Genomic DNA, 21,094 nt, shown 5'->3' on the forward strand with positions numbered 1-21,094 from the left:
CATGCCTCTTTCCTCACTAGCGAAAAGATTAGGCCTGAAGCTGTCCCTGAACGACCCCCGCTGGGGCCAGGACAAGGATAACAACAGGCAGGCCCAGGAAGGCAAGAAGCCCGGCGACGGACCGCCGGACCTCGACCAGCTGTGGCGCGACTTCAACCAGCGCCTGAACGGCCTGTTCGGCAACAAGAACCGCAACAACAATAACGGCGGGGGCGGTGGTGGCGGCAACAGTGGCGGCGGCGAGCTGCGCGGTGCCGGCGTGACCGTCGGTGCCGCCGCGGTGATTGCCCTGCTGGTCTGGCTGGCAAGCGGCGCCTTCATCGTGCAGGAAGGGCAGAAGGGCATCGTGACCACGTTCGGCCGCTTCAGCCATGAAACGCCGGCCGGCTTCAACTGGCGCTGGCCGTATCCGTTCCAGGCCAACGAAACCGTCAACGTGGCGCAGGTGCGCACGGTGGAAGTGGGTTATCGCGGCAATACCCGCAACAAGCAGGCCCGCGAATCGCTGATGCTGACCGATGACGAGAACATCATCGACATCCAGTTCGCCGTGCAGTACCAGCTGAGTGATCCGGTGGCATGGCTGTACAACAACCGCGATGCGGAAGACACCGTGCGCCAGGTCGCCGAAACGGCGATCCGCGAGATCGTCGGCCGCAGCAAGATGGACTTCGTGCTGTATGAAGGCCGCGAAAAGGTTGCCTACGACACGCAGCAACTGATGCAGCAGATCCTCGATCGCTACGCATCCGGTGCGCAGGTCACCAATGTGACGATGCAGGGCGTGCAGCCGCCGGAGCAGGTCCAGACCGCGTTCGACGATGCCGTCAAGGCCGGCCAGGACCGCGAACGGCTGAAGAACGAAGGCCAGGCTTATGCGAACCAGGTGGTCCCGACGGCGCGCGGCGCCGCGTTCCGCCTGCTCCAGGAAGCGGAAGCCTATCGCTCGATGGTCGAGCAAAACGCGGCCGGTAATGCCGACCGCTTCAAGTCCGTGCTCGTGGAATACCAGAAGGCACCGGGCGTGACGCGCGACCGCATGTACCTGGACACGATGCAGCAGATCTTCGCCAACACCAGCAAGGTGATGGTCGACTCGAAGGCCGGCAGCAACCTGCTGTACCTGCCGCTGGATAAACTGATCGCGCAAGTTGCCGCCACCGAGGCGCAGCGCGCCAACGTGACGGCGCCGCCACCGTCCGCCGTGCTGCTGCCGCCGCCCGAGCAGTCGTACGCCGGTGACCAGAATCGCGCGCGTGAATCGTCCCGTAGCCGGGAGGGCCGTTAATGAACCGTCTAGTAACTATCGTCGTCACCGCCTTCATCGCGCTGATGCTGCTGTCGTCCACCGTGTTCGTGGTGGACCAGCGCAAGTTCGCCATCGTGTTCGCACTGGGTGAAGTCAAGCAGGTGATCCGCGAGCCCGGGCTGCACTTCAAGCTGCCGCCGCCGTTCCAGAACGTGATCTACCTGGACAAGCGCATCCAGACCCTGGATTCGCCGGAAGCGGACCGCTTCATCACGGCCGAAAAGATGAACATCCTGGTCGATTCGTTCGTCAAGTGGCGCATCGTCGATCCGCGCCTGTACTTCGTCAGATTCGGTGGCGACGAAGGCCGTGCCGGCAACCGCATGGCGCAGATCGTCAAGGCGGCGCTGAACGAGGAAATCACCAAGCGCACCGTGCGCGAAGTGATCTCCGGCCAGCGCGGCAAGGTGATGGAAGGCTTGCGCACCAAGGTGGAGAATGAAGCGAAACAGATCGGCGTGCAGATCCTGGACGTTCGCCTGAAGCGTGTCGACTACGTCGAGCAGATCAACAACTCGGTGTACGAGCGCATGAAGGCCGAGCGCCTGCGCGTGGCCAACGAACTGCGTTCCACCGGTTCGGCCGACTCCGAGAAGATCCGCGCCGATGCCGACAAGCAGCGCGCCGTGATCCTGGCCGAAGCCTACCGCGAAGCCGAGAAGATCCGCGGCGAGGGCGATGCCAAGGCCAGCGCGATCTACGCCGAGGCATTCGGCCGTAATCCCGAGTTCTACAAGTTCTATCGCAGCCTGGAAGCCTACCGGACGTCGTTCAAGACCAAGGCCGACGTGATGCTGATCGACCCGAACTCGGAGTTCTTCAAGTACTTCAAGGGCAGCGGCTCGGCCGGTAAATAAGCCGGAACACGCCACTGCTCAGAAAACCCCAAATGCGGAAGCCGGGGTCAGACCCGCCGGGTCTGACCCCAGTTTTTTGCCTTTGGGGTTCATAGTTTTGCGGGCACGCAGGCACCGGGATCCCCGGGCGGCCAGACTTTTTACCTCTTTAACCACGTTTTCGCGTAAAATATGCGGTTCGGTTTGCGCCGCCCGCTTGCGCGCCGTGCCGATTGAACGTTTTTTAACAAACCGGTTCTCCCATGCCGAATTGGCTTTTGCCCGAACATATTGCGGACGTTTTGCCGTCCGAGGCGCGCAAGATCGAGGAATTGCGTCGCCTGATGCTGGATAACTTCCGCCGCTACGGCTACGAACTCGTGATGCCGCCGCTGCTGGAGTACGTCGAGTCGCTGATGACCGGCGCCGGCCAGGATACCGAGCTGCGCACCTTCAAGCTTGTCGACCAGATCACCGGCCGCATGCTGGGCCTGCGCGCGGACATGACGACCCAGGTCGCCCGCATCGACGCCCACCTGCTCAACCGCGCCTCCGTCACCCGCCTGTGCTATGCCGGCCCGGTGCTGCATACCCGTCCGTCGGGGCTGCATGCCACCCGCGAACCGCTGCAGATCGGCGCCGAGATCTATGGCCACGCCGGCCTGGAAGCGGATGCCGAGATCCAGGAGCTGGCGCTGGCCTCGCTCGAGATGGCGGGCTTTGCCGACGTGCGGCTGGACCTGGCCCACGTGGGCGTGCTGCGCGCGATCCTCGAGCAGGATGCCGCCGCCCAGCGCGACCACGATGCGATCGTGCAGTTGCTGCGCGCGAAGGATGTGCCGGGGCTGCGCGAGCAGACTGCGAACTATGCCGCCGCCACGCGCGACGCGCTGCTGGCGTTGCCGAACCTGTATGGCGATATCGATGTGCTGGGCACCGCGAAACATGCGCTGCCGGACCTGCCGGGGATTGCAAAGGCGCTGGCCGAACTGGCCGCGCTGGCCGCATCCGCCATCGGTCGCGCGGAAGTCGCGATCGACCTTGCCGACCTGCGCGGCTACCAGTACGAAAGCGGCGCCACGTTCGCGCTGTACGTGCCGGGCCTGCCGAACGCGGTGGCCCGCGGCGGCCGCTACGATCACGTGGGTGAAGCCTTCGGCCGCGCCCGTCCCGCGACGGGCTATTCGATGGACTTGCGCGAACTGGCCCGGCTGCTGCCGACGGCCGACCGCAAGCACGCGATCCGCGCGCCATGGGGCAACTCCCCCGAGCTGAAAGAACGTATCGCCGAGCTGCGCAAGGCCGGCGAGGTTGTGATCCAGTCCCTGCCGGGTCACAGCGATGAACAGGACGAGTTCGAGTGCGACCGCGCGCTGGTGCTCGACGAGAGTGGTAGTAACTGGATTCTTAAAAACTTAGGTTAGTGTGATGTCAAAAAAAATCACTGCAACAAACGTGGTCGTCATCGGTACCCAATGGGGCGATGAAGGCAAGGGCAAAATCGTCGACTGGCTGACGGAACACGCGCAAGGCGTGGTGCGCTTCCAGGGCGGCCACAACGCCGGCCACACGCTGGTGATCGGCGGCGTGAAGACCGCGCTGCAGCTGATCCCTTCGGGCATCATGCGCCCGGGCGTGGCCTGCTACATCGGCAACGGTGTCGTCGTCTCCGTGCCGGACGTGCTGCGCGAGATCGACAAGCTGGAAGCCGTGGGCGTGGAAGTGGCGTCGCGTTTGAAGGTTTCCGAAGCCTGCCCGGTGATCCTGCCTTACCACACCGCGCTCGATGGCGCCCGTGAAGCCGCCCGCGGCGCCGCCAAGATCGGCACCACCGGCAAGGGCATTGGCCCGGCCTACGAAGACAAGGTGGCGCGCCGCGCCATCCGCGTTGCCGACCTGCTCAACGAAAAGCGTTTCGCCGAAAAGCTGGCCGAAAACCTGGACTACCACAACTTCGTGCTGGAAAACTACCTGAAGGCACCGAAGGTCGAGTACCAGAAGACCCTCGACGATGCGCTGGCCTATGTGCCGCGCCTGCGCCCGATGGTGGCCGACGTGTCGAGCGCGCTGTATGCCGCGCACAAGGCCGGTGCGAACCTGCTGTTCGAAGGCGCGCAGGGCTCGCTGCTGGACGTGGACCACGGCACCTATCCGTTCGTGACGTCGTCGAACTGCGTGGCCGGCAACGCCGCCGCCGGTGCCGGCGTGGGCCCGAACATGCTGCACTACATCCTGGGCATCACCAAGGCCTACACGACGCGCGTGGGTTCCGGCCCGTTCCCGTCGGAGCTGCCGACCGATGCCGGCGTGGGCCACCACCTGGCGCAAGTCGGCCATGAATTCGGCACCGTGACGGGCCGTGCCCGCCGCTGCGGCTGGTTCGATGCCGCGCTGCTGCGCCGCTCGGTGCAGATCAACGGCGTGTCGGGCATGTGCCTGACGAAGCTGGACGTGCTCGACGGCATCGAGTCGCTGAAGCTGTGCACCGGCTACATGATCGACGGCCGCAAGGTCGACATCTTCCCGGTCGGCGCCGAAGACGCGGCCCGTTGCGAGCCGATCTACGAAGAAATGCCCGGCTGGACGGAAAGCACCGTCGGTGCGAAATCGCTGGCAGCCCTGCCGGCCAATGCACGCGCCTATATCAAGCGCATCGAGGAACTCGTCGGCGTACCCGTCGACATGGTTTCCACGGGACCGGATCGCGAAGAAACCATCGTTCTGCGCCACCCGTTCGAATAAAAAAAGCCACAAGCAGGAAGGAATCAAATGAGCAGCCCTCAATCCGACAACAAGCACCTGTGGGTGACCTGGGATGAATACAACCGCCTCGTCGAAGGCCTGGCACTGAAGGTCTATGAATCGGGCTTCAAGTTCGACATGGTGCTGTGCCTGGCGCGCGGCGGCGTGCGCCCCGGCGACGTATTCTCGCGCATCTTCGACGTGCCGCTGGCGATCCTGTCGACGAGCTCCTACCGCGCCGACAAGGGCACGGTGCAGGGCGACCTCGACATCGCCAAGTACATCACGGTGACGCGCGGCACGCTGGCCGGCAAGATCCTGCTGATCGACGACCTGGCCGATTCCGGCGTGACGCTGATGAAGGTCATCGACCACCTGAAGGCCAACTACGCGGATGTCGAAGAGGTGCGCTCGGCCGTGATCTGGACGAAGGGCAGCTCCGCCTTCAAGCCGGATTACCAGATGCAGGAACTGCCGCACAACCCGTGGATCCACCAGCCGTTCGAGGATTACGACGGGCTGCGTCCCCACCAGCTGGCTTCGTGGCTGAAAAAGGGCGAGCAGAGCGCATAAGCTTTCGCGCTTGCGAGACAATGGCGGAGGGCCTGACGGCCTTCCGCCATTTTTCGTTCTGGTACCCATTCAATAACAATAAAGAGCTTGCCCGATGACCGAAAACTTCTTCCAGACCTTCATCCTGCTGCTGCTGGTGACCGACCCGTTCGGCAACGTGCCCCTGTTCGCCGCCGCACTGCAACCGGTCGCACCGGCGCGGCGGCCGAAGATTGTCGTGCGCGAATGCCTGATCGCGTTTGCCGTGCTGCTGGTGTTCATGTTCTTCGGCCGCCCGTTCCTGCATGCGCTGAGCCTTTCGGAGGTATCGCTGCGCATCGCCGGCAGCGTGATCCTGCTGATGATCGCGATCCGCATGGTCTTCCCGCATCCGGATGGCGTGCTCGGTCGCAACGAGGGCGGCGAGCCGTTCATCGTGCCGCTGGCGATTCCCGCGCTGGCCGGGCCGTCCGCGCTGGCCACGGTGCTGCTGTTTTCCAGCGAAACCCGCGGCGACGTGATGATCCACGTCGCCGCGCTGGCGGCCGTGGTCGTGGTCTGGCTGGCCGTGTTCCTGGGTGCCGAGCGCCTGCAGAAGGTGCTGGGCACGCAGGTGATGACGGCGTTCGAGCGGCTCATGGGGCTCATCCTCGCGGCGATGTCGGTCGAGATGATGCTGGGCGGGATCCGCGAATTCGTGAAGACACTGTAGCCATGAGCGAGCTGCTGGCACTCCCTGTCCTGGCGCTTGCCTTCATTGCGCTGTTTACGCGCGAGGTGATCGCGCCGGCTTCGCGCAATCATTGCGACCGGCGCTGGCTGCTGCTGGCCAGCGGTACCGGCGCGGCCACGGTGGCCGTCACGCTGGCCGCCGGCTGGTTCTTCAGCACCGCCATCCACGAGGCGGCGTTGCTCGACACGAGCGGGTGGCCGGTCCTCGCGACCGGCTTCGCCAGCTTCCTGGCCACGAGTTTCGTGTTCTACTGGTGGCACCGCGCCACGCACCGCTTCGACCTGCTGTGGCGCATCTTCCACCAGCTGCATCACAGCGCGCGGCGGGTGGAAGCGCTGACGGCGTTCTATGCCCATCCGCTCGACTCGGCGGCGGCCATCTGCATCAGTGGCTGCGCCAGCTACCTGCTGCTGGGCGCCAGCCCGACCGCGGCGGCAATCGCATTGCTGCTGACCGGCCTGTTCGACCTGTTCCTGCATGGCGACATCGCGACACCGCGCTGGCTCGGCTACCTGGTGCAGCGGCCGGAAATGCATACGGTCCATCATCAGCTGCATCACCACGCCCAGAACTACGGTTTGCCCGTGTGGGACCTGCTGTTCGGCACGTGGACGAACCCCGAGCACCGCGTGGCGGAGCTGGGCTTCGACGGCGACAAGCCGGACCGCATCGCCGACATGCTGCTGTTCCGGGATGTTCATCGCCCGCACTGACGCTGCCAATTCCACGAAAACGGCTCAGCCATGAAAAAACGCCGCGTCGAACGCGGCGTTTTCATGTGGGGAAGGGTTATTTGTTCCTCTACTTGCCCGTGATCGAAATCACGTCCGCCCCCGGCGCACCGAACATCTGCTCCTTCAGCAGGTGCAGCTGGTCGCGCACCTGCGCGGCCTTCTCGAACTCCAGGTTCTTCGCGTGCTCGACCATGAGCTTCTCGAGGCGCTTGATTTCCTTCGACGCCTGCTTCTCGTTCATCGACTCGTACTTCGCGGTCTCCTGCGCCGCCTTCAGGTTCGTCGACTCGCGGTTCGGATCGTACACGCCGTCGATCATGTCCTTGATGACCTTGTTGACGCCGCGGGCGATGATGCCGTGCTTCTCGTTGTGGGCGAGCTGCTTGGCGCGGCGGCGTTCCGTCTCGTCGATCGCGCGCTTCATCGAATCGGTCATCTGGTCCGCGTACAGCAGCGCCACGCCGTTCAGGTTACGGGCCGCGCGGCCGATCGTCTGGATCAGCGAGCGCTCGGAACGCAGGAAACCTTCCTTGTCGGCGTCCAGGATCGCCACCAGCGACACTTCCGGCAAGTCGAGACCCTCGCGCAGCAGGTTGATGCCGACGACGACGTCGAACGTGCCGATGCGCAGGTCGCGCAGGATTTCCACGCGTTCCACCGTTTCGATATCGCTGTGCAGGTAGCGCACCTTGATGCCGTGGTCCGACAGGTATTCGGTCAGCTGCTCGGACATGCGCTTCGTCAGCGTCGTCACCAGCACGCGCTCGTTCTTCGCGACACGGTCGTTGATTTCCGAGAGCAGGTCGTCGACCTGGGTGCGCGCCGGCCTGACGATCACTTGCGGGTCCACCAGGCCGGTCGGGCGCACCACCTGTTCCACCACCTGGTCGGCATGCTTCTGCTCGTAATCGGCCGGCGTGGCGGACACGAAGACCGTCTGCCGCATCTTGCCCTCGAACTCCTCGAACTTCAGCGGGCGGTTGTCGAGCGCCGACGGCAGGCGGAAACCATAGTCGACCAGGTTCGTCTTGCGCGACCGGTCGCCGTTGTACATGGCCGACAACTGGCCGACCAGCACGTGCGACTCGTCCATGAACATCAGCGCATCCTGCGGCAGGTAGTCGATCAGCGTTGGCGGCGGCTGGCCCGGCAGCGCGCCGGACAGGTGCCGCGAGTAGTTCTCGATGCCCTTCGTAAAGCCGATCTCGGCCATCATTTCCAGGTCGAAGCGGGTGCGCTGCTCGAGGCGCTGCTCCTCGATCAGCTTGCCTTCCTTGCGGAAGAATTCCAGCCGGTCGCGCAGCTCCGCCTTGATCGACTCGATGGCGCGCAGCACCGTCGAGCGCGGCGTCACATAGTGCGAACCGGGGTAGACGGTGAAACGGGGGATCTTCTGGCGCACGCGGCCCGTGAGCGGGTCGAACAGCTGGATCGATTCCAGCTCGTCGTCCCACATTTCCAGGCGCACAGCCAGTTCCGCGTGTTCGGCGGGGAAGATGTCGATCGTGTCCCCCCGCACGCGGAACGTGCCGCGGCCGAAATCGACTTCGTTGCGCGTGTACTGCATCTGGATCAGCCGGGCGATGATGTCGCGCTGGCTCACCTTGTCCTTGGCGCGCAAGGTCAGGATCATCTGGTGGTATTCGTTCGGGTTACCGATACCGTAGATGGCCGACACGGTCGCCACGATGACGACGTCGCGCCGCTCCATCAGCGACTTCGTGCACGACAGCCGCATCTGCTCGATGTGCTCGTTGATCGACGAATCCTTCTCGATAAACAGGTCGCGCTGCGGCACATAGGCTTCCGGCTGGTAGTAATCGTAGTACGACACGAAATACTCGACGGCATTCTGCGGGAAGAACTCACGGAATTCGCTGTACAGCTGGGCAGCCAGCGTCTTGTTGGGCGCGAACACGATTGCCGGGCGGCCCATGCGGGCAATCACATTGGCCATCGTGTAAGTCTTGCCGGAACCCGTCACGCCCAGCAGCGTCTGGAACGAGAGGCCATCCTCGATGCCTTCGCACAGGCTGTCGATCGCCGTCGGCTGGTCGCCGGCGGGCGGGAAGGGCTGGTGCAGCTTGAACGGGGAGTCCGGGAACGTCAGCACGGTGGGCTCGGGAGCGCCTGCCAGTGATAAATCAGCCATGAAGTCAGACCTTTGCTAGAATAGGGAGTTGCGCACACACTGCGCAGTTGTTGCGCAGCGACCGGCACAGATGGTCAATGTTGCGCATCGGAATTGCCGGGTACCGTCATCGCGGTACCGCCGCAGTACCTTGACAGCTTCCTTTGTAGTTTGTAATGCTCACCCCGCTGCGAATCGCATCCAATCGAATCCAATCCTATCATGACGAATCCTTCCGTTTTCAGTGCCATCGAGATGGCTCCGCGCGACCCGATCCTGGGCATCACCGAAGCTTTTAACGCCGACACCAACCCCAATAAAATCAACCTGGGCGTGGGTGTTTATTATGACGACAATGGCAAGGTGCCGCTGCTGTCGTGCGTGCAGAAAGCTGAAAACATCCTGATTGAACAGCCAGCCCCGCGCACGTACCTGCCGATCGAAGGCCTGGCCGCGTATGACAAGGCGGTGCAGGAACTGGTATTTGGGGCTGACAGTGCCGTAGTTCAAGAGCGCCGCGCGATCACCGTGCAGGCCCTGGGCGGCACCGGCGCACTGAAGCTGGGCGCCGACTTCCTGAAGCGTTTCTCGCCGAATTCCGAAGTGTTCATCAGCGATCCAAGCTGGGAAAACCACCGCGCCCTGTTTGAAAGCGCCGGCTTCAAGGTCAACAACTACGCCTACTACGATGCCGCCACCCATGGCGTGAATTTCGAAGGCATGCTGGCCGCGCTGAAGGCCATGCCGCAAGGCGCTGTCGTCGTGCTGCACGCCTGCTGCCACAACCCGACCGGTGCCGACCTGTCCCAGCAGGAATGGGACCAGGTGATCGACGCCGTCGTGACGCGCGGCCTGATCCCGTTCCTGGACATGGCTTACCAGGGCTTTGGTGCCGGCATCGCCGAAGACGGCGCCGTGGTGCGCCGCTTCGCCGCCACCGGCGTGCCGCTGCTGGTGTCGAACTCGTTCTCGAAGTCGTTCTCGCTGTACGGCGAGCGCGTGGGTGCACTGTCTGTCGTGGCCTCGACTGCCGAAGAAGCGTCGCGCCTGCTGTCGCAGCTGAAGCGCGTGGTGCGCACCAACTACTCGAACCCGCCGGTACACGGCGGCAAAGTGGTCGCCACCGTGCTGTCGACACCGGAACTGCGCCAGCTGTGGGAAGACGAGCTGGGCGCGATGCGCGTGCGCATCAAGGCCACCCGCGACGAGTTCGTGCAGAAGCTGAAGGAAAAGGCACCTGGCCACGACTTCGCGTTCGTGCGCGAACAGGTGGGCATGTTCTCGTACTCGGGCCTGACGAAAGAGCAGGTTGCCAAGCTGCGCGAAGAATCGATCTACGCCGTGGACACTGGGCGCATCTGCGTGGCTGCGCTGAACTCGAAGAACATCGACATCGTGGTTGACGCGATCGCCAAAGTTCTCTAAAATCCTGCTTCTTCGTTGACGTACGTCAGCGAAGAATGCCGGAAACGGTGGCAGACGATACCGAAAAGCAAGCTTGCAAATGTTGCTCTGAACGTATAAGATGCTGCTTCTAATCCCTGATAGCTCAGTCGGTAGAGCGACGGACTGTTAATCCGCAGGTCCCTGGTTCGAGTCCAGGTCGGGGAGCCAGAATTCATGTGAAAAGCCCAGCCTTTACCGGTTGGGCTTTTTGCATTTCGTCCTGGCGATTCGGCCTTGGTCCTTTCACTTTTTATGCGGCGGCAATTATGGAAAACAACGATCAGCGCTACCTGGTTCAGCAAAACAAAATCAGCGACGGCGACAAGAAGCCGCCGGTCTTTGCCAAGGTGATGCGCAGCAAGGAAGGGGTGTTCGAGGGCGTGTCGTTCATAAAGAACAAGGAAAAGGCGACGATCATGACGGTCACCCAGGCGCAGGAAGTTATCGACTGGGCAAAGAAAAAGAAAGCCGCCGCGCATGAATATGAAACGAAGATCATCTGCCTGGGGCAATAGCCTGGCCGTGCCGTGATCGGGAACCGGAAAGGCCGCGCGAACGCGGCCTTTTTTCATGGTGCCGGCATACATGGTGCTGGCATAAATGGTGCTGACCTACATGGTGCCGGCATACAGGGCGCCTGAATCCATGCCCTCAGAGCAAGCGCCGCGCCGTGATCGCCTCCACATCGATCGCCCCGCTGCCGGTCGTGTACACGGCGGTCACCGCCAGCTCGACCGTGCTGATGATTTCCAGGATCCCCGAGCTCAGCGGTAAATCGCCGTCCACGGCACCACCCAGCAGTTGCTGTTGCAGGCGGCAGCAATCGTCCATCGTTGCCGTATGCGGCGGCAGGGTGATCACCTCCATCGCCGTGATGGTGGCGATGCGCGGCTCGCGGCCCCGCACGGCGCCCGCCAGTACCAGCGGAATGAGACGCTTGAGCACCGGGGCAGGGCGCTCGGCCAGGTTGTGCACGTTGATTTCCGTGGCGTAACGGCCCGGCGCCATCGGCGCGCAAGCGCAGCAGGCGTCGCCCTGCGTGCCGCAGATGAAATTCACGCTCCATACGAACAGGCGGATGTCCGTGGCGCCCACCGTGACGGCGGGCCGGTCGGGCTGGCCGATGACGATGCCGGGCGGCTCGCCGCTGGCCACGTCCCAGCACACGTCCACGCGATAGCTGCCATTGCCCAGGTCGGTGACCGGGCTGTTCAGGATCGAGCCGGGTGCCGGCGTGATCACCATGTCCGCCTCGCGGCCCGGGCCGAAGCGGTTGCCGTATTTGTCGCGCGGCGTAAACGTCATGCGCATGCAGTCGCGGCCATCCGGGCCGGGGCCCAGCGGATCGGTGGTGACGATCGTGTTGCCGCCATCGATGCCCACATCCACGTGTTCGGTCCACACCAGTTCGCGCATGCCATCGCACTCGCCATAGCGCGCCCTGGCATGGAACGTGTAATGGCCTTCCATGCGCAGGTAATCGGGCAGCTGGATGCCCACCGAGCCACCCGGCTCGAATGCGCCGCGGGTGCTGGCCGTATCGTCCTCCAGCGTGAAGTGATCCTGCACATACTGGATCACTGGCGGGCCAGCGCCTTCGAGCGACTTCAGCGTGGCCTGGCGCGGCGGGATCGTATCGCCGTTCACCGGCAGTGCCGGGCCCAGGCCTGCATCGCTGAGGAGGTTGCCGAGGCCCTTGTCGGGCCGCGTGACCGTCAGTTCGGCATGCACATGCTGCGGCCAGCTGTGATCGGCATGGCGGACGCGCAGCAGCGGCGAAATATCGTCGCCCGTATAGCGGCGCGGTCGTGGCTCGGGTTCGCGCAGCAGCCGCGGGCCACCGGCCGGGATGATCGACACGAAAAAGCGCAGCGCCGGCGCGGGTGGCGGGAATTCGCCGCCGCCGCCCGGGCGCAGCACTTCGACCTGCCATGCGCCGTCGCGCTCGCCGCCTTGCGGCAGCGGCACGCGCAGGTAGGCCCAGTTGCGGCCCGTCGAACCGTCGACGCCGGCCGTGGCGGCGCTGACGATCGTGCCGCCCGGCGTGCGCAGGCGCACGTCCAGCCACGCATCCGTGCGGTCCCAGCCAATCACGGCCGTCAGGCGCTCCTCGCCGCACACGTTGAATGTGACCGGCGCCGCATCGGCACCGGCCGGCAGGTCGGTTTCCGGATCGAGCAGCACGCCCGCCTCGAAGATGTTGCCGAACGCCTGCGAGAAGAATTTCAGCAGCGCCAGCCCGCTGCTGGCGCGAGTGAACAGGCCGCCATGGTTCGTGGCCAGTGTGGAGAGCAGGGCGCTGTCCAGGTTCGAGTCGGCGCCGAGGCCGATCGCATGCACGTCGATGCCGCCCAGCGACGGCTCCACGTCGACGATCGACGGCGTCTGGTTTTGCAGGCCATCCGTCAGCAGCAGGATCGCGCGCGGGTTCGCGCCGGGCATGGCAAATTGCGCACGCGCCGCATCGAGCCCGCTGCCGATGCCAGTGGCGCCGCCGGAGGCCAGGCTGCCCACGATGCCGCCGGCAAACGGTGGCGGCCCGACCAGCGTGTTCTTGTTCGGGTTCGTGACCGGCGCGATCGCGAAAGTGGGCGGGCCAGCACTCGTGCTGAACGAGACCAGGCCGGCGCGGTTGCCGGTATCGGCGCGCACCAGTTGCACGAACAGCGATACCGCATCCTTCGCGGCATCGATCTTGCGCCGCCCCGTGCCGTCCGGCTCGTCCATGCTGCCCGAGCGGTCGATCACCAGCATCACGTCGCGCGTGAGCGGCGGTGGCGGTGATGGGGCGATCTGCGTGAGGAACGTGGCCGTGGGGAAGTACGACAGTTGCGATCCGGTGCAGGGGCTTCCATTCGACAGCACGCCGACGATGCGGCCCGCCGCGTCGAACAGCCCGGAGCCCGAACTGCCGCCGGAGACGTGGAACGTGTTCGGCACGCGAATGCTCGTGGCACCGCTCGCCGTGACCGTGGCGAAGCCCGGATGGGGCAGCGACATCTTCTTGACCGCGCCGTTCGGGTGGTGGATGCCGAAGACCTGTTCGCCGACGACGGGAATATCGGGCCGCAGCGTGATCGGGGCGATGCCGGCCGGGCTGGTCTTCAACTGCAGCAGGCTGTAGTCGAAGCCCGAATCGAAACGCTGCTGCAAGGCCGCCGAGACCTTGTGGAAGCGGGGCGCGTAGCCGGCCGGGCGGCTGCCGTCGCATTCCGTTTCATAGTCGAACACGACGGAGCTGGACAGCGCCTCGGCCGGGGTGTGGCAGTGGCCGGCGGAGATCACCTTGTCGGCATCGACCAGCGTGACGGTGCACGTGGACACCGACTCCGCGCCGCCCGGCCCATGGCCAGGGTGGACCGTGACGATCATGCCGACGCTGCGCGCGACCTGCCGGCGCAGGTCGCCGGACGGCATGCAGCGCACGTTCTCCCAGTTCGGCGGCGGCGAGCAAAACCAGAACGGGTCATACGTGGGCTCGGTGTACACGGGATCGGGCAGGAACGGATCGCTGTTCGAGAACGACGGGTGGCCCGGTTCGCCCGCATGGCGCTCGCCGCGGCCGTAGCGGTCGATCTGCGCACCGCCGGATGCGGCGCCACTGACGATGTAGCGCACCGGCACCGTGCCGCCGCCAAGCGCGTGCACGTTGACGGGCCGCGTCCAGAACGCGCCGCCATCGGCCGCCGTGAACACGTCGGTGTCGTAGCCCAGCTCCACCTCGATGCGGTTGGCGCCGGGCAGGTTCACGTTCTGGAAATGCAGCATGACGAACTTGGTACCGCCTGGGGCCGGCGCGTGCACGAAATCGATGGCCCAGGTATCGGGCGCGGTGGGCGGGCTGCCGGTGTCCGGACCGATGGCAAGGGGCGCGCCGAGCACCTGCACGGTGCCTGTGATGTGCGACATGATGACCTCCCGTCAGACCGGCCGGCCGTGGACCGGCACCACGTCGATGCCGGTGGTGCCGGTCGTATAGATTGCGGTAACGGCCACGTCGCGCGTGGCGGTGATTTCCAGGATGCCGATCGTCAGCGCATCGACGGGGGCACCGAACAGCAGTTCGCCGATGCGGCAGCAATCGTCCATCGTGGCCGTGTGCGGCGGCAGTTCGATGCCGTCCTCGGCACGGCTCGTGCCGAAGCGGGGCTCGCGGCCCACCGGGGCACCGGCGAGCACCACGGGAATGAAGCGCTTGCGAACGGTGATCTCCAACTGGCTGTAGTTGTGGATGCTGACCTGCGTGGCATACCGGCCCGGCTGCACGGGGCTGCAGCCGCACGCCTCCGGCTGCGTGCCGCACACGAACTTGACCGAGTAGCGCACCGTGCGGGGACGGCAGGCCGGGATCGTGATCTGCACTTTTTTCGCGGCGACGATCCTGCCATCGGCCACCACGTCCAGCGTGCCGGTGGCTACCTGCTCCTTGTCCCTGCATTCGGTGCCGCGAAAGCGCACCTCGAACTTCAGCACGTGTTCCACGTCGCCCTGCAGCGGGCCGTAGCCGCCGGCCGGCGTGATCGATACGACGAACGGCGCGATGGTGGCGGACGGTACCAGGTCGAGGTGATCGATGCCGTGCGTGCCGGGACTCTTCGGCACGGTGACAGTGATGGTTTCATCGAATGTCTCGCCGGGGTCCAGCGTGAGTACATTGGTATCGGGCGAGATCGTGACCGGGCCGAGCGCATGGTCGCCCGACGCAGTGGAGTCCGCAGTGACATCGGCAGTGACATCGGCAGTGACATTCGCAGTGACATCGGCAGTGACATCGGCAGTGACATTCGCAGTGACATCGGCAGTGACATTCATGGTGGACTCCCCGCTGTGCGCCAGCACTGTTCTTCAACTATAGGCAGCGGACTCGGGCTGCGCCAGTCCTTTTTGAAACCGTTGCGCGACTGCCGATCAGCTCGCAGTACGTGTGTTGTGACGTGCCGCGGGGGGCATCGTACTGGCGGTGCGGGAAGAGGCTGGAGGCACCGCCGGCCAGCCTGCCGATACCGGGGCTCGATGCCCCGGTATGCCGGTCACGATGCCGCTACCGCACGACGTAGACCATGCCAGCGCCACCCACGGCCATGCCCTGGCTGTTCTGCTGTTCGACGCCGATCATGTACTGCTGGCCGGCGCCGGCCGATGCCGGGATCGTGGTGCGCAGCGCCAGCGGGTACACGATGCCGGCTGCCTTTTCCATCGTCACGCGCACCAGCGGCTGCGTGATGTCCACGTAGCGCTGGCCGTTGCGGATGACCACGTCGCCACCCTGCACGGTCACGTTGCGCAGCTTGTGCTGCTTGTTGCACTCGAACCTGGAGCCCTTGCCCAGCGTGAGGATGCCGGTGCAGCAGCCGAACCGGGTCTTGACCCTGGTCTCCTCGAGGAAGACGAGGGCGCTGTCGCAACTGGCCTCGTCCCGTGGCTCGCCCTGTTCCACCTGCCCGGCAAAGTCGACGGCCGGGAACACGGTACCCGGTTCATCCAGCGACAGCGTCAGCGGCATGCCGGCCGGCAGGCGGCTGCGGTCGACCTGCAGCGTCATGCGCGGTTCGGCGTTCCACCGGTTGCCGGCGATGAAGTGGAACGTGGCCGGCGCGCTGGCCAGCACGTCGATCACCGAGAGGTTGCGCTGCGCCAGGTTGTTGCGTCGTGCCGTGATCGGATCGCCCGTCAGCGGCGCGGTCGCGAAGGCATAGTCGTTGTCGGCGTTGACCACGGCCATCAGGCAACCGTGCCAGCCGTTGTTGGCTTCCCAGCCGTACAGCGTTTTCGTCTGCGCGGCCTCGATGCGGAACCGGGCGATCACCGAGGCGCCGGCAGCCACGGTGCCGAAGGTGGCCGCGAGCGCGGCCGGCGCCACGTGGGTGGCGTCCGTCAGCGTCCAGTCCTGCGGATACACGAATTGCAGGCCCACGAAGGGCGTGATGCGCGTGCTGACGGTGACGTTGCGGGCCTCCCGCGAACCGTTGTTGGTCACCCGCACATAGATGTAGTTGGCCTGGCCCCGCTCGACGTTCTTCGATTGCAGCGGGTCGCTGGGATTGAACACATTGTCGTCGGTGATGCGCACGACCACATCCGAGAAGTCCCAGAAATTGCCGCCCGTGTAGGGCTCCAGGCCATTGTCGGACGGGGCGTCCTTGATCATCACGTCGGCCTCGTCGAGCGCGCGGTAGACGTTGATGCGGCCATAGCCCATTTCGTGGTTCCAGCTGCCGTTCGGGCGGCCCACCGTGTCGGCGTAGGCCACCGCGCCGACCTTCTGCGCGGTGCGCTCGATGTGGGCGCGCACCTGCACGTTCGACAGCCCGGGGTAGGTGCTGCGGATCAGTGCCGCCAGGCCGGCCACGTGCGGCGTGGCCGATGACGTGCCGTTGAAGACCAGGTCGTAGTCGCCGCCGGTACCCGGCGTGGTGTTGTAGCCGCTTGCGCCCTGGATGTCGGTGGTGGGAATGTGCACGCCCGGCGAGACCACGGAGATCGCCGGGCCGAAGTTCGAGCCCCAGTTCTCGCCGTCGGGCGACAGCGGCGTCTTGCGGTTGTCGATCTCGTCCGATGCGCCGACCGCGATGACCAGCGGGTTGGTGGCCGGGTAGGTGATCGGGCCGTTGTAGTTGTGCGTGGCCACGCACATCACGACATCGCTGTTGAACGCGTTCTGGATCGCCGGATCGATGATGGCCGGGCTCCAGGCGTTCCAGCCGAAGCTCATGCTGATCACGTCGGCGCCGTTGGCGGTGGCGTAGTTGATGCCGGCCGCCACTTCGACGTCGGTCCACGCATCGAACGCCACCGGCAGGATGCGCGCATTGCCGGCCACGCCGGTGACGCCGGTACCGTTGTCATAGGTCGCCGCCACGATGCCGGCGCAGGCGGTGCCGTGGTTGCCGGTGGGCGCGCCGTCCGGCAGCATGGTGCCGAGGTTGATGCCGGGCGCCGAGAAGCGCAGGTCCGGGTGGTTCAGGTCGCAGCCCTCGTCGAGCACGCAGACGACCACGGTGGCGACGCCAGTGGTGATGTCCCAGCCGGTGGTGCCGGGGCCGCCGGCCTCGATGCGCGTCATGTCCCACTGCTGCGGGAACAGCGCATCGTTCGGCGCGATCGACGTTGGCGTGAGCAGCGGCATCGTCTCGAACTGGAAGTCGACCAGGGCGCCGTCCGGCGATTGCCGTACGCGTTCGCGCAGCTGGTAGGCGTTGACCTCGCGCACGTTGGCGATCTGGAAGTAGCGGTAGCCGTTCAGGTAGCGCGATTTTTCCGGCACTTCCTTCAGTGCCGGCTGCGGGCCGTCGGCGCGGGTCAGCGCGGCCGGCACGCCGGGGCGGGCGGGATCGGGATCGCGCCCGTCGCGCAGCTTGATGACGCCCACGTTGGGCAGCGGCGTCATGAGGCCGCGGCGGCCTTCCTGCCCGGCCATGCGGTACACGGGGCCGACCCAGTCGAGGCCGATCGCGGTGCCCGCCTGTTCGATCTTCTGCAGCCGCTCGTCGTCGATCGGCCTGCGTGCCTGCGCCCAGTAGCGCGACTTCGTATGGTTGACCCGCTCGCCTGGGATATGGGAACTTTCGGGCTCGTCTTCCAGGAACATTTCCATGCCGTGCAGGAATTGCTCCACGTCGGCGCGCTCGCGCGGGGATTTCAGCGCGAGCAGCACGCGGCCCGGATCGCGCGCCAGCGGTGCGCCGGTGCTGTGGGCCATCACTTCGGGAAATCGGTTCATGACTCTTCCTCGGGTTAATCCTCGTTTTGCGGATTCCCTCGGCCGGGGAGACTGGTCGCCGCGAGGCGATCCCATTCAGTCTAGGCGGTTCATTGATGGAAGCTACCTGCAAATTGTCTGTAATTGTCGCTGCCTTGATGCACCTCACAACTTGCGCCGTAAAATTGTGTTGTCGACTTTGCCGAGCGTCGCTATAATGCGGCCTCTTTTCCCTGATAGCTCAGTCGGTAGAGCGACGGACTGTTAATCCGCAGGTCCCTGGTTCGAGTCCAGGTCGGGGAGCCAGAATTTCAAAAGCCGCGTTTATCGCGGCTTTTTGTTATCCGCGGCAATGACAGAATTTCAGGTAGTTGGCAGTGCAACCATAAAGCGGAGCCGCACGATGAGCATCCGCATCAGAAGACGGAGACAGCGTTGACCACCCTTGCAGCATTATTCTTAACCCAGGAAGGCAAATGATGAAACTGTCCAAGATGCACAAGCGTCTCCTCGCGCTGACGGCCGCGCTGCCGATGGCCGCCATGGCCCAGGACGCCACCCAGGCAGGCACGGAACAATCGACCCAGCAGGTCGCGCAGCAGCCGGTCGCCAGCGGCCAGCTGGAAACCGTGACCGTAACGGCCCAGCGCCGCGCCGAGAACATCAAGGAAGTGCCGGTGTCGGTCTCGATGCTGCAGCACGAGAAGCTGGACGTGATCCTGTCGGGTGGCCAGGACGTGCGCGTCCTCGCCGGCAAGACGCCGAGCCTGAACGTGGAATCGTCCACGGGCCGTGTGTTCCCGCGCTTCTATATCCGCGGCTACGGCAATGCCGACTTCTCGATCTTCGCCTCGCAGCCCGTGTCGCTGATCTATGACGACGTGGTGCAGGAGAACCCGATCCTGAAGGGTTATCCGATGTTCGACCTGGCCAACATCGAAGTGCTGCGCGGCCCGCAGGGCACGCTGTTCGGCCGTAACACGCCGGCCGGCGTGGTGAAGTTCGAGTCCGCCAAGCCGAGCCTGAAGGGCGTGGAAGGCTACTACAACTTCTCCGTGGCCAGCCACGGCACCACCAACGTGGAAGGCGCCGCCAACATTCCGCTGTCGAACGAGTGGGCACTGCGCGTTTCCACGCTGCGCCAGCACCGCGACGACTACGTGGCCAACGGCTTTACCGATGGCCGCGATTCGCTGGATGGCTACAACGAGCATGCCGAGCGCGTGCAGGTGCTGTACCAGCCGAACGGCACGTTCAACGCGCTGTTCAACGTGCACCAGCGCACGACAACCGGCAACTCGCGCCTGTTCCAGGCCAACATCATCAAGAAGGGCAGCAACCAGCTCGTTGACAACTTCGACGAACGCATGGTGTTCACCAACGGCCAGAACTACCAGAACCTGACCACGCGCGGCGGCAGCGTGCGCCTGTCGTGGGACCTGGGCGCCGTGAAGCTGTATTCCGTGACCGGCTACGAGTCGATCGCCGAGTACAACAGCCGCGGCGACATCGACGGCGGCAACCCGGTCTACGGCCCGGGCGTGGTGCCGTTCCAGGTCGAGACGGCTTCCGTGCTGCCGGACCTGAAGCAGTACACGCAGGAATTCCGTGTCGAATCGAAGAAGGCGGGCCCGCTCAGCTGGCAGGCCGGCGTGTACTACTTCGACGAAGACGCCACCGGCGGCAGCGACAACTTCAACACCGCCGGCGCCCGCACCAGCCGCGTGGTCAGCAACCAGCGCAACAAGGCCTGGGCGGCGTTCGGTTCCGTGAACTACGCGGTGACCGATGCACTGACCGTGCGCGGCGGCCTGCGCTACACGAACGACAAGAAGGACTTCCAGACGATCGAAGCCACGGGCACCACGCTGCAGGGCCCGTCGACGATCAACGCGGAACGCCACAAGGCGAACTGGGACCTGTCGGCCACGTATGCGATCAACCCGGACGTGTCGGCCTACGCCCGCGTGGCGACAGGCTTCCGTGCCCCGTCGATCGGCGCGCCTTCGGCTTCCGGCCCGGCCACCATCGCCGATGCGGAAACGATCACGTCGTATGAAGCCGGCATCAAGGCCGATCTGCTGAACCGCCGCGCCCGCGCTTCGCTGTCGATCTTCGACTACGACGTGAAGGACCAGCAGCTGACGGTGGTGGGCGGCAATTCCAACGTGACCGCGCTGATCAACGCCGAGAAGACCAAGGGCCGCGGCATCGAAGCGGAGATCGAAGGCTTCGTCACGCCGGACTTCAAGGTGTCGGCATCGACCAGCTACAACTACACGAAAATCCAGGATCCTTCGCTGTCGGTCAACAAGTGCGCCCAGTGCACGGTGCTGGACCCGCTCAACGCCGCCGGCCGTGTCGTCATCGACGGCAACGCGCTGCCGCAGGCGCCGAAGTGGATCGTCAACCTGTCGGCCCGCTACAACTGGCCGCTGGCCGAAGGCAACCTGTTCGTGCTGACCGACTGGTCGTACCGCAGCAAGGTCAACTTCTTCCTGTACGAGGCCAAGGAGTTCACCGGCGCGCCGCTGACGGAAGGCGGCCTGCGCGTGGGCTACAACTGGCAGGGCGGCAAGTATGAAGTGGCCGCGTTCGGTCGCAACATCACCGACCAGCGTCGCATCACGGGCGCCATCGACTTCAACAACCTGACCGGCTTCGTCAACGAGCCGCGTCAGTGGGGTGTGCAGCTGAAGGGTCTGTTCTAAGAGCTGGATGTGAGGCTGCTGGCAATGGTTCTTCTTGCCAGCGGTCAAAGCGGCCGCTATAATACGGCCTCTTTTCCCTGATAGCTCAGTCGGTAGAGCGACGGACTGTTAATCCGCAGGTCCCTGGTTCGAGTCCAGGTCGGGGAGCCAGAATTTAAAAAGCCCAGCAGCGATGCTGGGCTTTTTCCGTATACGGCGCCA

The 21,094-nt window shown here is 64.8% G+C and carries 14 protein-coding genes and 3 tRNA genes; 13 read left to right on the plus strand and 4 right to left on the minus strand.

Features of this window, described 5'->3' with window-relative positions; genetic code table 11:
• Window position 1 precedes the first annotated feature (1 nt).
• From hflK to EWM63_RS20830, 7 genes are all read left to right on the plus strand, one after another.
• Complete coding sequence (hflK, locus tag EWM63_RS20800) at window positions 2–1,288, plus strand: FtsH protease activity modulator HflK (protein ID WP_130188243.1); 1,287 nt, start codon at window positions 2–4, stop codon at window positions 1,286–1,288.
• Window positions 1,288–2,166: a protease modulator HflC gene (hflC, locus tag EWM63_RS20805; RefSeq protein WP_130188244.1), complete on the plus strand. Its 879-nt coding sequence runs from the start codon at window positions 1,288–1,290 to the stop codon at window positions 2,164–2,166. The genes hflK and hflC overlap by 1 nt, the downstream gene beginning before the upstream one ends.
• Before the next feature lie 242 nt (window positions 2,167–2,408).
• Window positions 2,409–3,569 (plus strand): ATP phosphoribosyltransferase regulatory subunit, encoded by a 1,161-nt coding sequence (locus tag EWM63_RS20810; RefSeq protein ID WP_130188245.1) that lies wholly within the window; start codon window positions 2,409–2,411, stop codon window positions 3,567–3,569.
• A gap of 4 nt (window positions 3,570–3,573) precedes the next feature.
• A complete protein-coding gene (locus EWM63_RS20815) occupies window positions 3,574–4,887 on the plus strand; it encodes an adenylosuccinate synthase (RefSeq protein WP_130188246.1) in 1,314 nt (437 codons plus the stop codon).
• A gap of 27 nt (window positions 4,888–4,914) precedes the next feature.
• Window positions 4,915–5,460 carry a phosphoribosyltransferase gene (locus EWM63_RS20820; protein ID WP_130188247.1) on the plus strand — a complete coding sequence of 182 codons (546 nt, stop codon included), beginning with the start codon at window positions 4,915–4,917 and terminating at the stop codon, window positions 5,458–5,460.
• 94 nt (window positions 5,461–5,554) lie between these two features.
• Entirely contained in the window at window positions 5,555–6,151 is a 597-nt protein-coding gene (locus tag EWM63_RS20825) for a MarC family protein (RefSeq protein ID WP_130188248.1), read from the plus strand.
• Window positions 6,152–6,153: 2 nt separating this feature from the next.
• The gene (locus tag EWM63_RS20830; protein ID WP_130188249.1) at window positions 6,154–6,885 is read left to right on the plus strand and encodes a sterol desaturase family protein; all 732 of its coding nucleotides are present in this window, start codon (window positions 6,154–6,156) and stop codon (window positions 6,883–6,885) included.
• An 88-nt stretch (window positions 6,886–6,973) separates the two neighbouring features.
• Here the strand turns inward: EWM63_RS20830 and uvrB are convergent, their stop codons facing one another.
• Window positions 6,974–9,058 carry an excinuclease ABC subunit UvrB gene (gene uvrB, locus EWM63_RS20835; protein WP_130188250.1) on the minus strand — a complete coding sequence of 695 codons (2,085 nt, stop codon included), beginning with the start codon at window positions 9,056–9,058 and terminating at the stop codon, window positions 6,974–6,976.
• Window positions 9,059–9,259: 201 nt separating this feature from the next.
• On the opposite strand from uvrB, the gene EWM63_RS20840 reads away from it, so the two are divergent.
• From EWM63_RS20840 to EWM63_RS20850, 3 genes are all read left to right on the plus strand, one after another.
• The gene (locus tag EWM63_RS20840; protein ID WP_130188251.1) at window positions 9,260–10,462 is read left to right on the plus strand and encodes an amino acid aminotransferase; all 1,203 of its coding nucleotides are present in this window, start codon (window positions 9,260–9,262) and stop codon (window positions 10,460–10,462) included.
• Between the two features lie 113 nt (window positions 10,463–10,575).
• A tRNA-Asn gene (locus tag EWM63_RS20845) sits at window positions 10,576–10,651 on the plus strand.
• 8 nt (window positions 10,652–10,659) lie between these two features.
• Entirely contained in the window at window positions 10,660–10,998 is a 339-nt protein-coding gene (locus EWM63_RS20850; protein ID WP_130188252.1) for a hypothetical protein, read from the plus strand.
• Between the two features lie 136 nt (window positions 10,999–11,134).
• Here the strand turns inward: EWM63_RS20850 and EWM63_RS20855 are convergent, their stop codons facing one another.
• From EWM63_RS20855 to EWM63_RS20870, 3 genes are all read right to left on the minus strand, one after another.
• Window positions 11,135–14,392, minus strand: a complete 3,258-nt coding sequence (locus EWM63_RS20855) for a vWA domain-containing protein (RefSeq protein ID WP_130188253.1) — start codon at window positions 14,390–14,392, stop codon at window positions 11,135–11,137.
• Window positions 14,393–14,404: 12 nt separating this feature from the next.
• Window positions 14,405–15,295 carry a hypothetical protein gene (locus EWM63_RS20860; RefSeq protein ID WP_165390879.1) on the minus strand — a complete coding sequence of 297 codons (891 nt, stop codon included), beginning with the start codon at window positions 15,293–15,295 and terminating at the stop codon, window positions 14,405–14,407.
• A 229-nt stretch (window positions 15,296–15,524) separates the two neighbouring features.
• The gene (locus EWM63_RS20870) at window positions 15,525–18,203 is read right to left on the minus strand and encodes a S8 family serine peptidase (protein ID WP_165390880.1); all 2,679 of its coding nucleotides are present in this window, start codon (window positions 18,201–18,203) and stop codon (window positions 15,525–15,527) included.
• 209 nt (window positions 18,204–18,412) lie between these two features.
• Here EWM63_RS20870 and EWM63_RS20875 point away from each other — a divergent pair.
• From EWM63_RS20875 to EWM63_RS20885, 3 genes are all read left to right on the plus strand, one after another.
• Window positions 18,413–18,488, plus strand: a tRNA-Asn gene (locus EWM63_RS20875).
• A gap of 170 nt (window positions 18,489–18,658) precedes the next feature.
• Complete coding sequence (locus EWM63_RS20880) at window positions 18,659–20,893, plus strand: TonB-dependent receptor (RefSeq protein ID WP_130188257.1); 2,235 nt, start codon at window positions 18,659–18,661, stop codon at window positions 20,891–20,893.
• A 74-nt stretch (window positions 20,894–20,967) separates the two neighbouring features.
• Window positions 20,968–21,043 (plus strand) — tRNA-Asn (locus EWM63_RS20885).
• Window positions 21,044–21,094 lie beyond the last annotated feature (51 nt).

Source organism: Pseudoduganella lutea (assembly GCF_004209755.1).
Taxonomy (GTDB): domain Bacteria; phylum Pseudomonadota; class Gammaproteobacteria; order Burkholderiales; family Burkholderiaceae_D; genus Rugamonas; species Rugamonas lutea.

Excerpts from the sequence above, each read along its gene's own strand:
- hflK (WP_130188243.1), top strand. The coding sequence starts at position 2 with ATGCCTCTTTCCTCACTAGCGAAAAGATTAGGCCTGAAGCTGTCCCTG.
- hflC (WP_130188244.1), top strand. The coding sequence starts at position 1,288 with ATGAACCGTCTAGTAACTATCGTCGTCACCGCCTTCATCGCGCTGATG.
- EWM63_RS20810 (WP_130188245.1), top strand. The coding sequence starts at position 2,409 with ATGCCGAATTGGCTTTTGCCCGAACATATTGCGGACGTTTTGCCGTCC.
- EWM63_RS20815 (WP_130188246.1), top strand. The coding sequence starts at position 3,574 with ATGTCAAAAAAAATCACTGCAACAAACGTGGTCGTCATCGGTACCCAA.
- EWM63_RS20820 (WP_130188247.1), top strand. The coding sequence starts at position 4,915 with ATGAGCAGCCCTCAATCCGACAACAAGCACCTGTGGGTGACCTGGGAT.
- EWM63_RS20825 (WP_130188248.1), top strand. The coding sequence starts at position 5,555 with ATGACCGAAAACTTCTTCCAGACCTTCATCCTGCTGCTGCTGGTGACC.
- EWM63_RS20830 (WP_130188249.1), top strand. The coding sequence starts at position 6,154 with ATGAGCGAGCTGCTGGCACTCCCTGTCCTGGCGCTTGCCTTCATTGCG.
- uvrB (WP_130188250.1), bottom strand. The coding sequence starts at position 9,058 with ATGGCTGATTTATCACTGGCAGGCGCTCCCGAGCCCACCGTGCTGACG.
- EWM63_RS20840 (WP_130188251.1), top strand. The coding sequence starts at position 9,260 with ATGACGAATCCTTCCGTTTTCAGTGCCATCGAGATGGCTCCGCGCGAC.
- EWM63_RS20855 (WP_130188253.1), bottom strand. The coding sequence starts at position 14,392 with ATGTCGCACATCACAGGCACCGTGCAGGTGCTCGGCGCGCCCCTTGCC.
- EWM63_RS20860 (WP_165390879.1), bottom strand. The coding sequence starts at position 15,295 with ATGAATGTCACTGCCGATGTCACTGCGAATGTCACTGCCGATGTCACT.
- EWM63_RS20870 (WP_165390880.1), bottom strand. The coding sequence starts at position 18,203 with ATGAACCGATTTCCCGAAGTGATGGCCCACAGCACCGGCGCACCGCTG.
- EWM63_RS20880 (WP_130188257.1), top strand. The coding sequence starts at position 18,659 with ATGATGAAACTGTCCAAGATGCACAAGCGTCTCCTCGCGCTGACGGCC.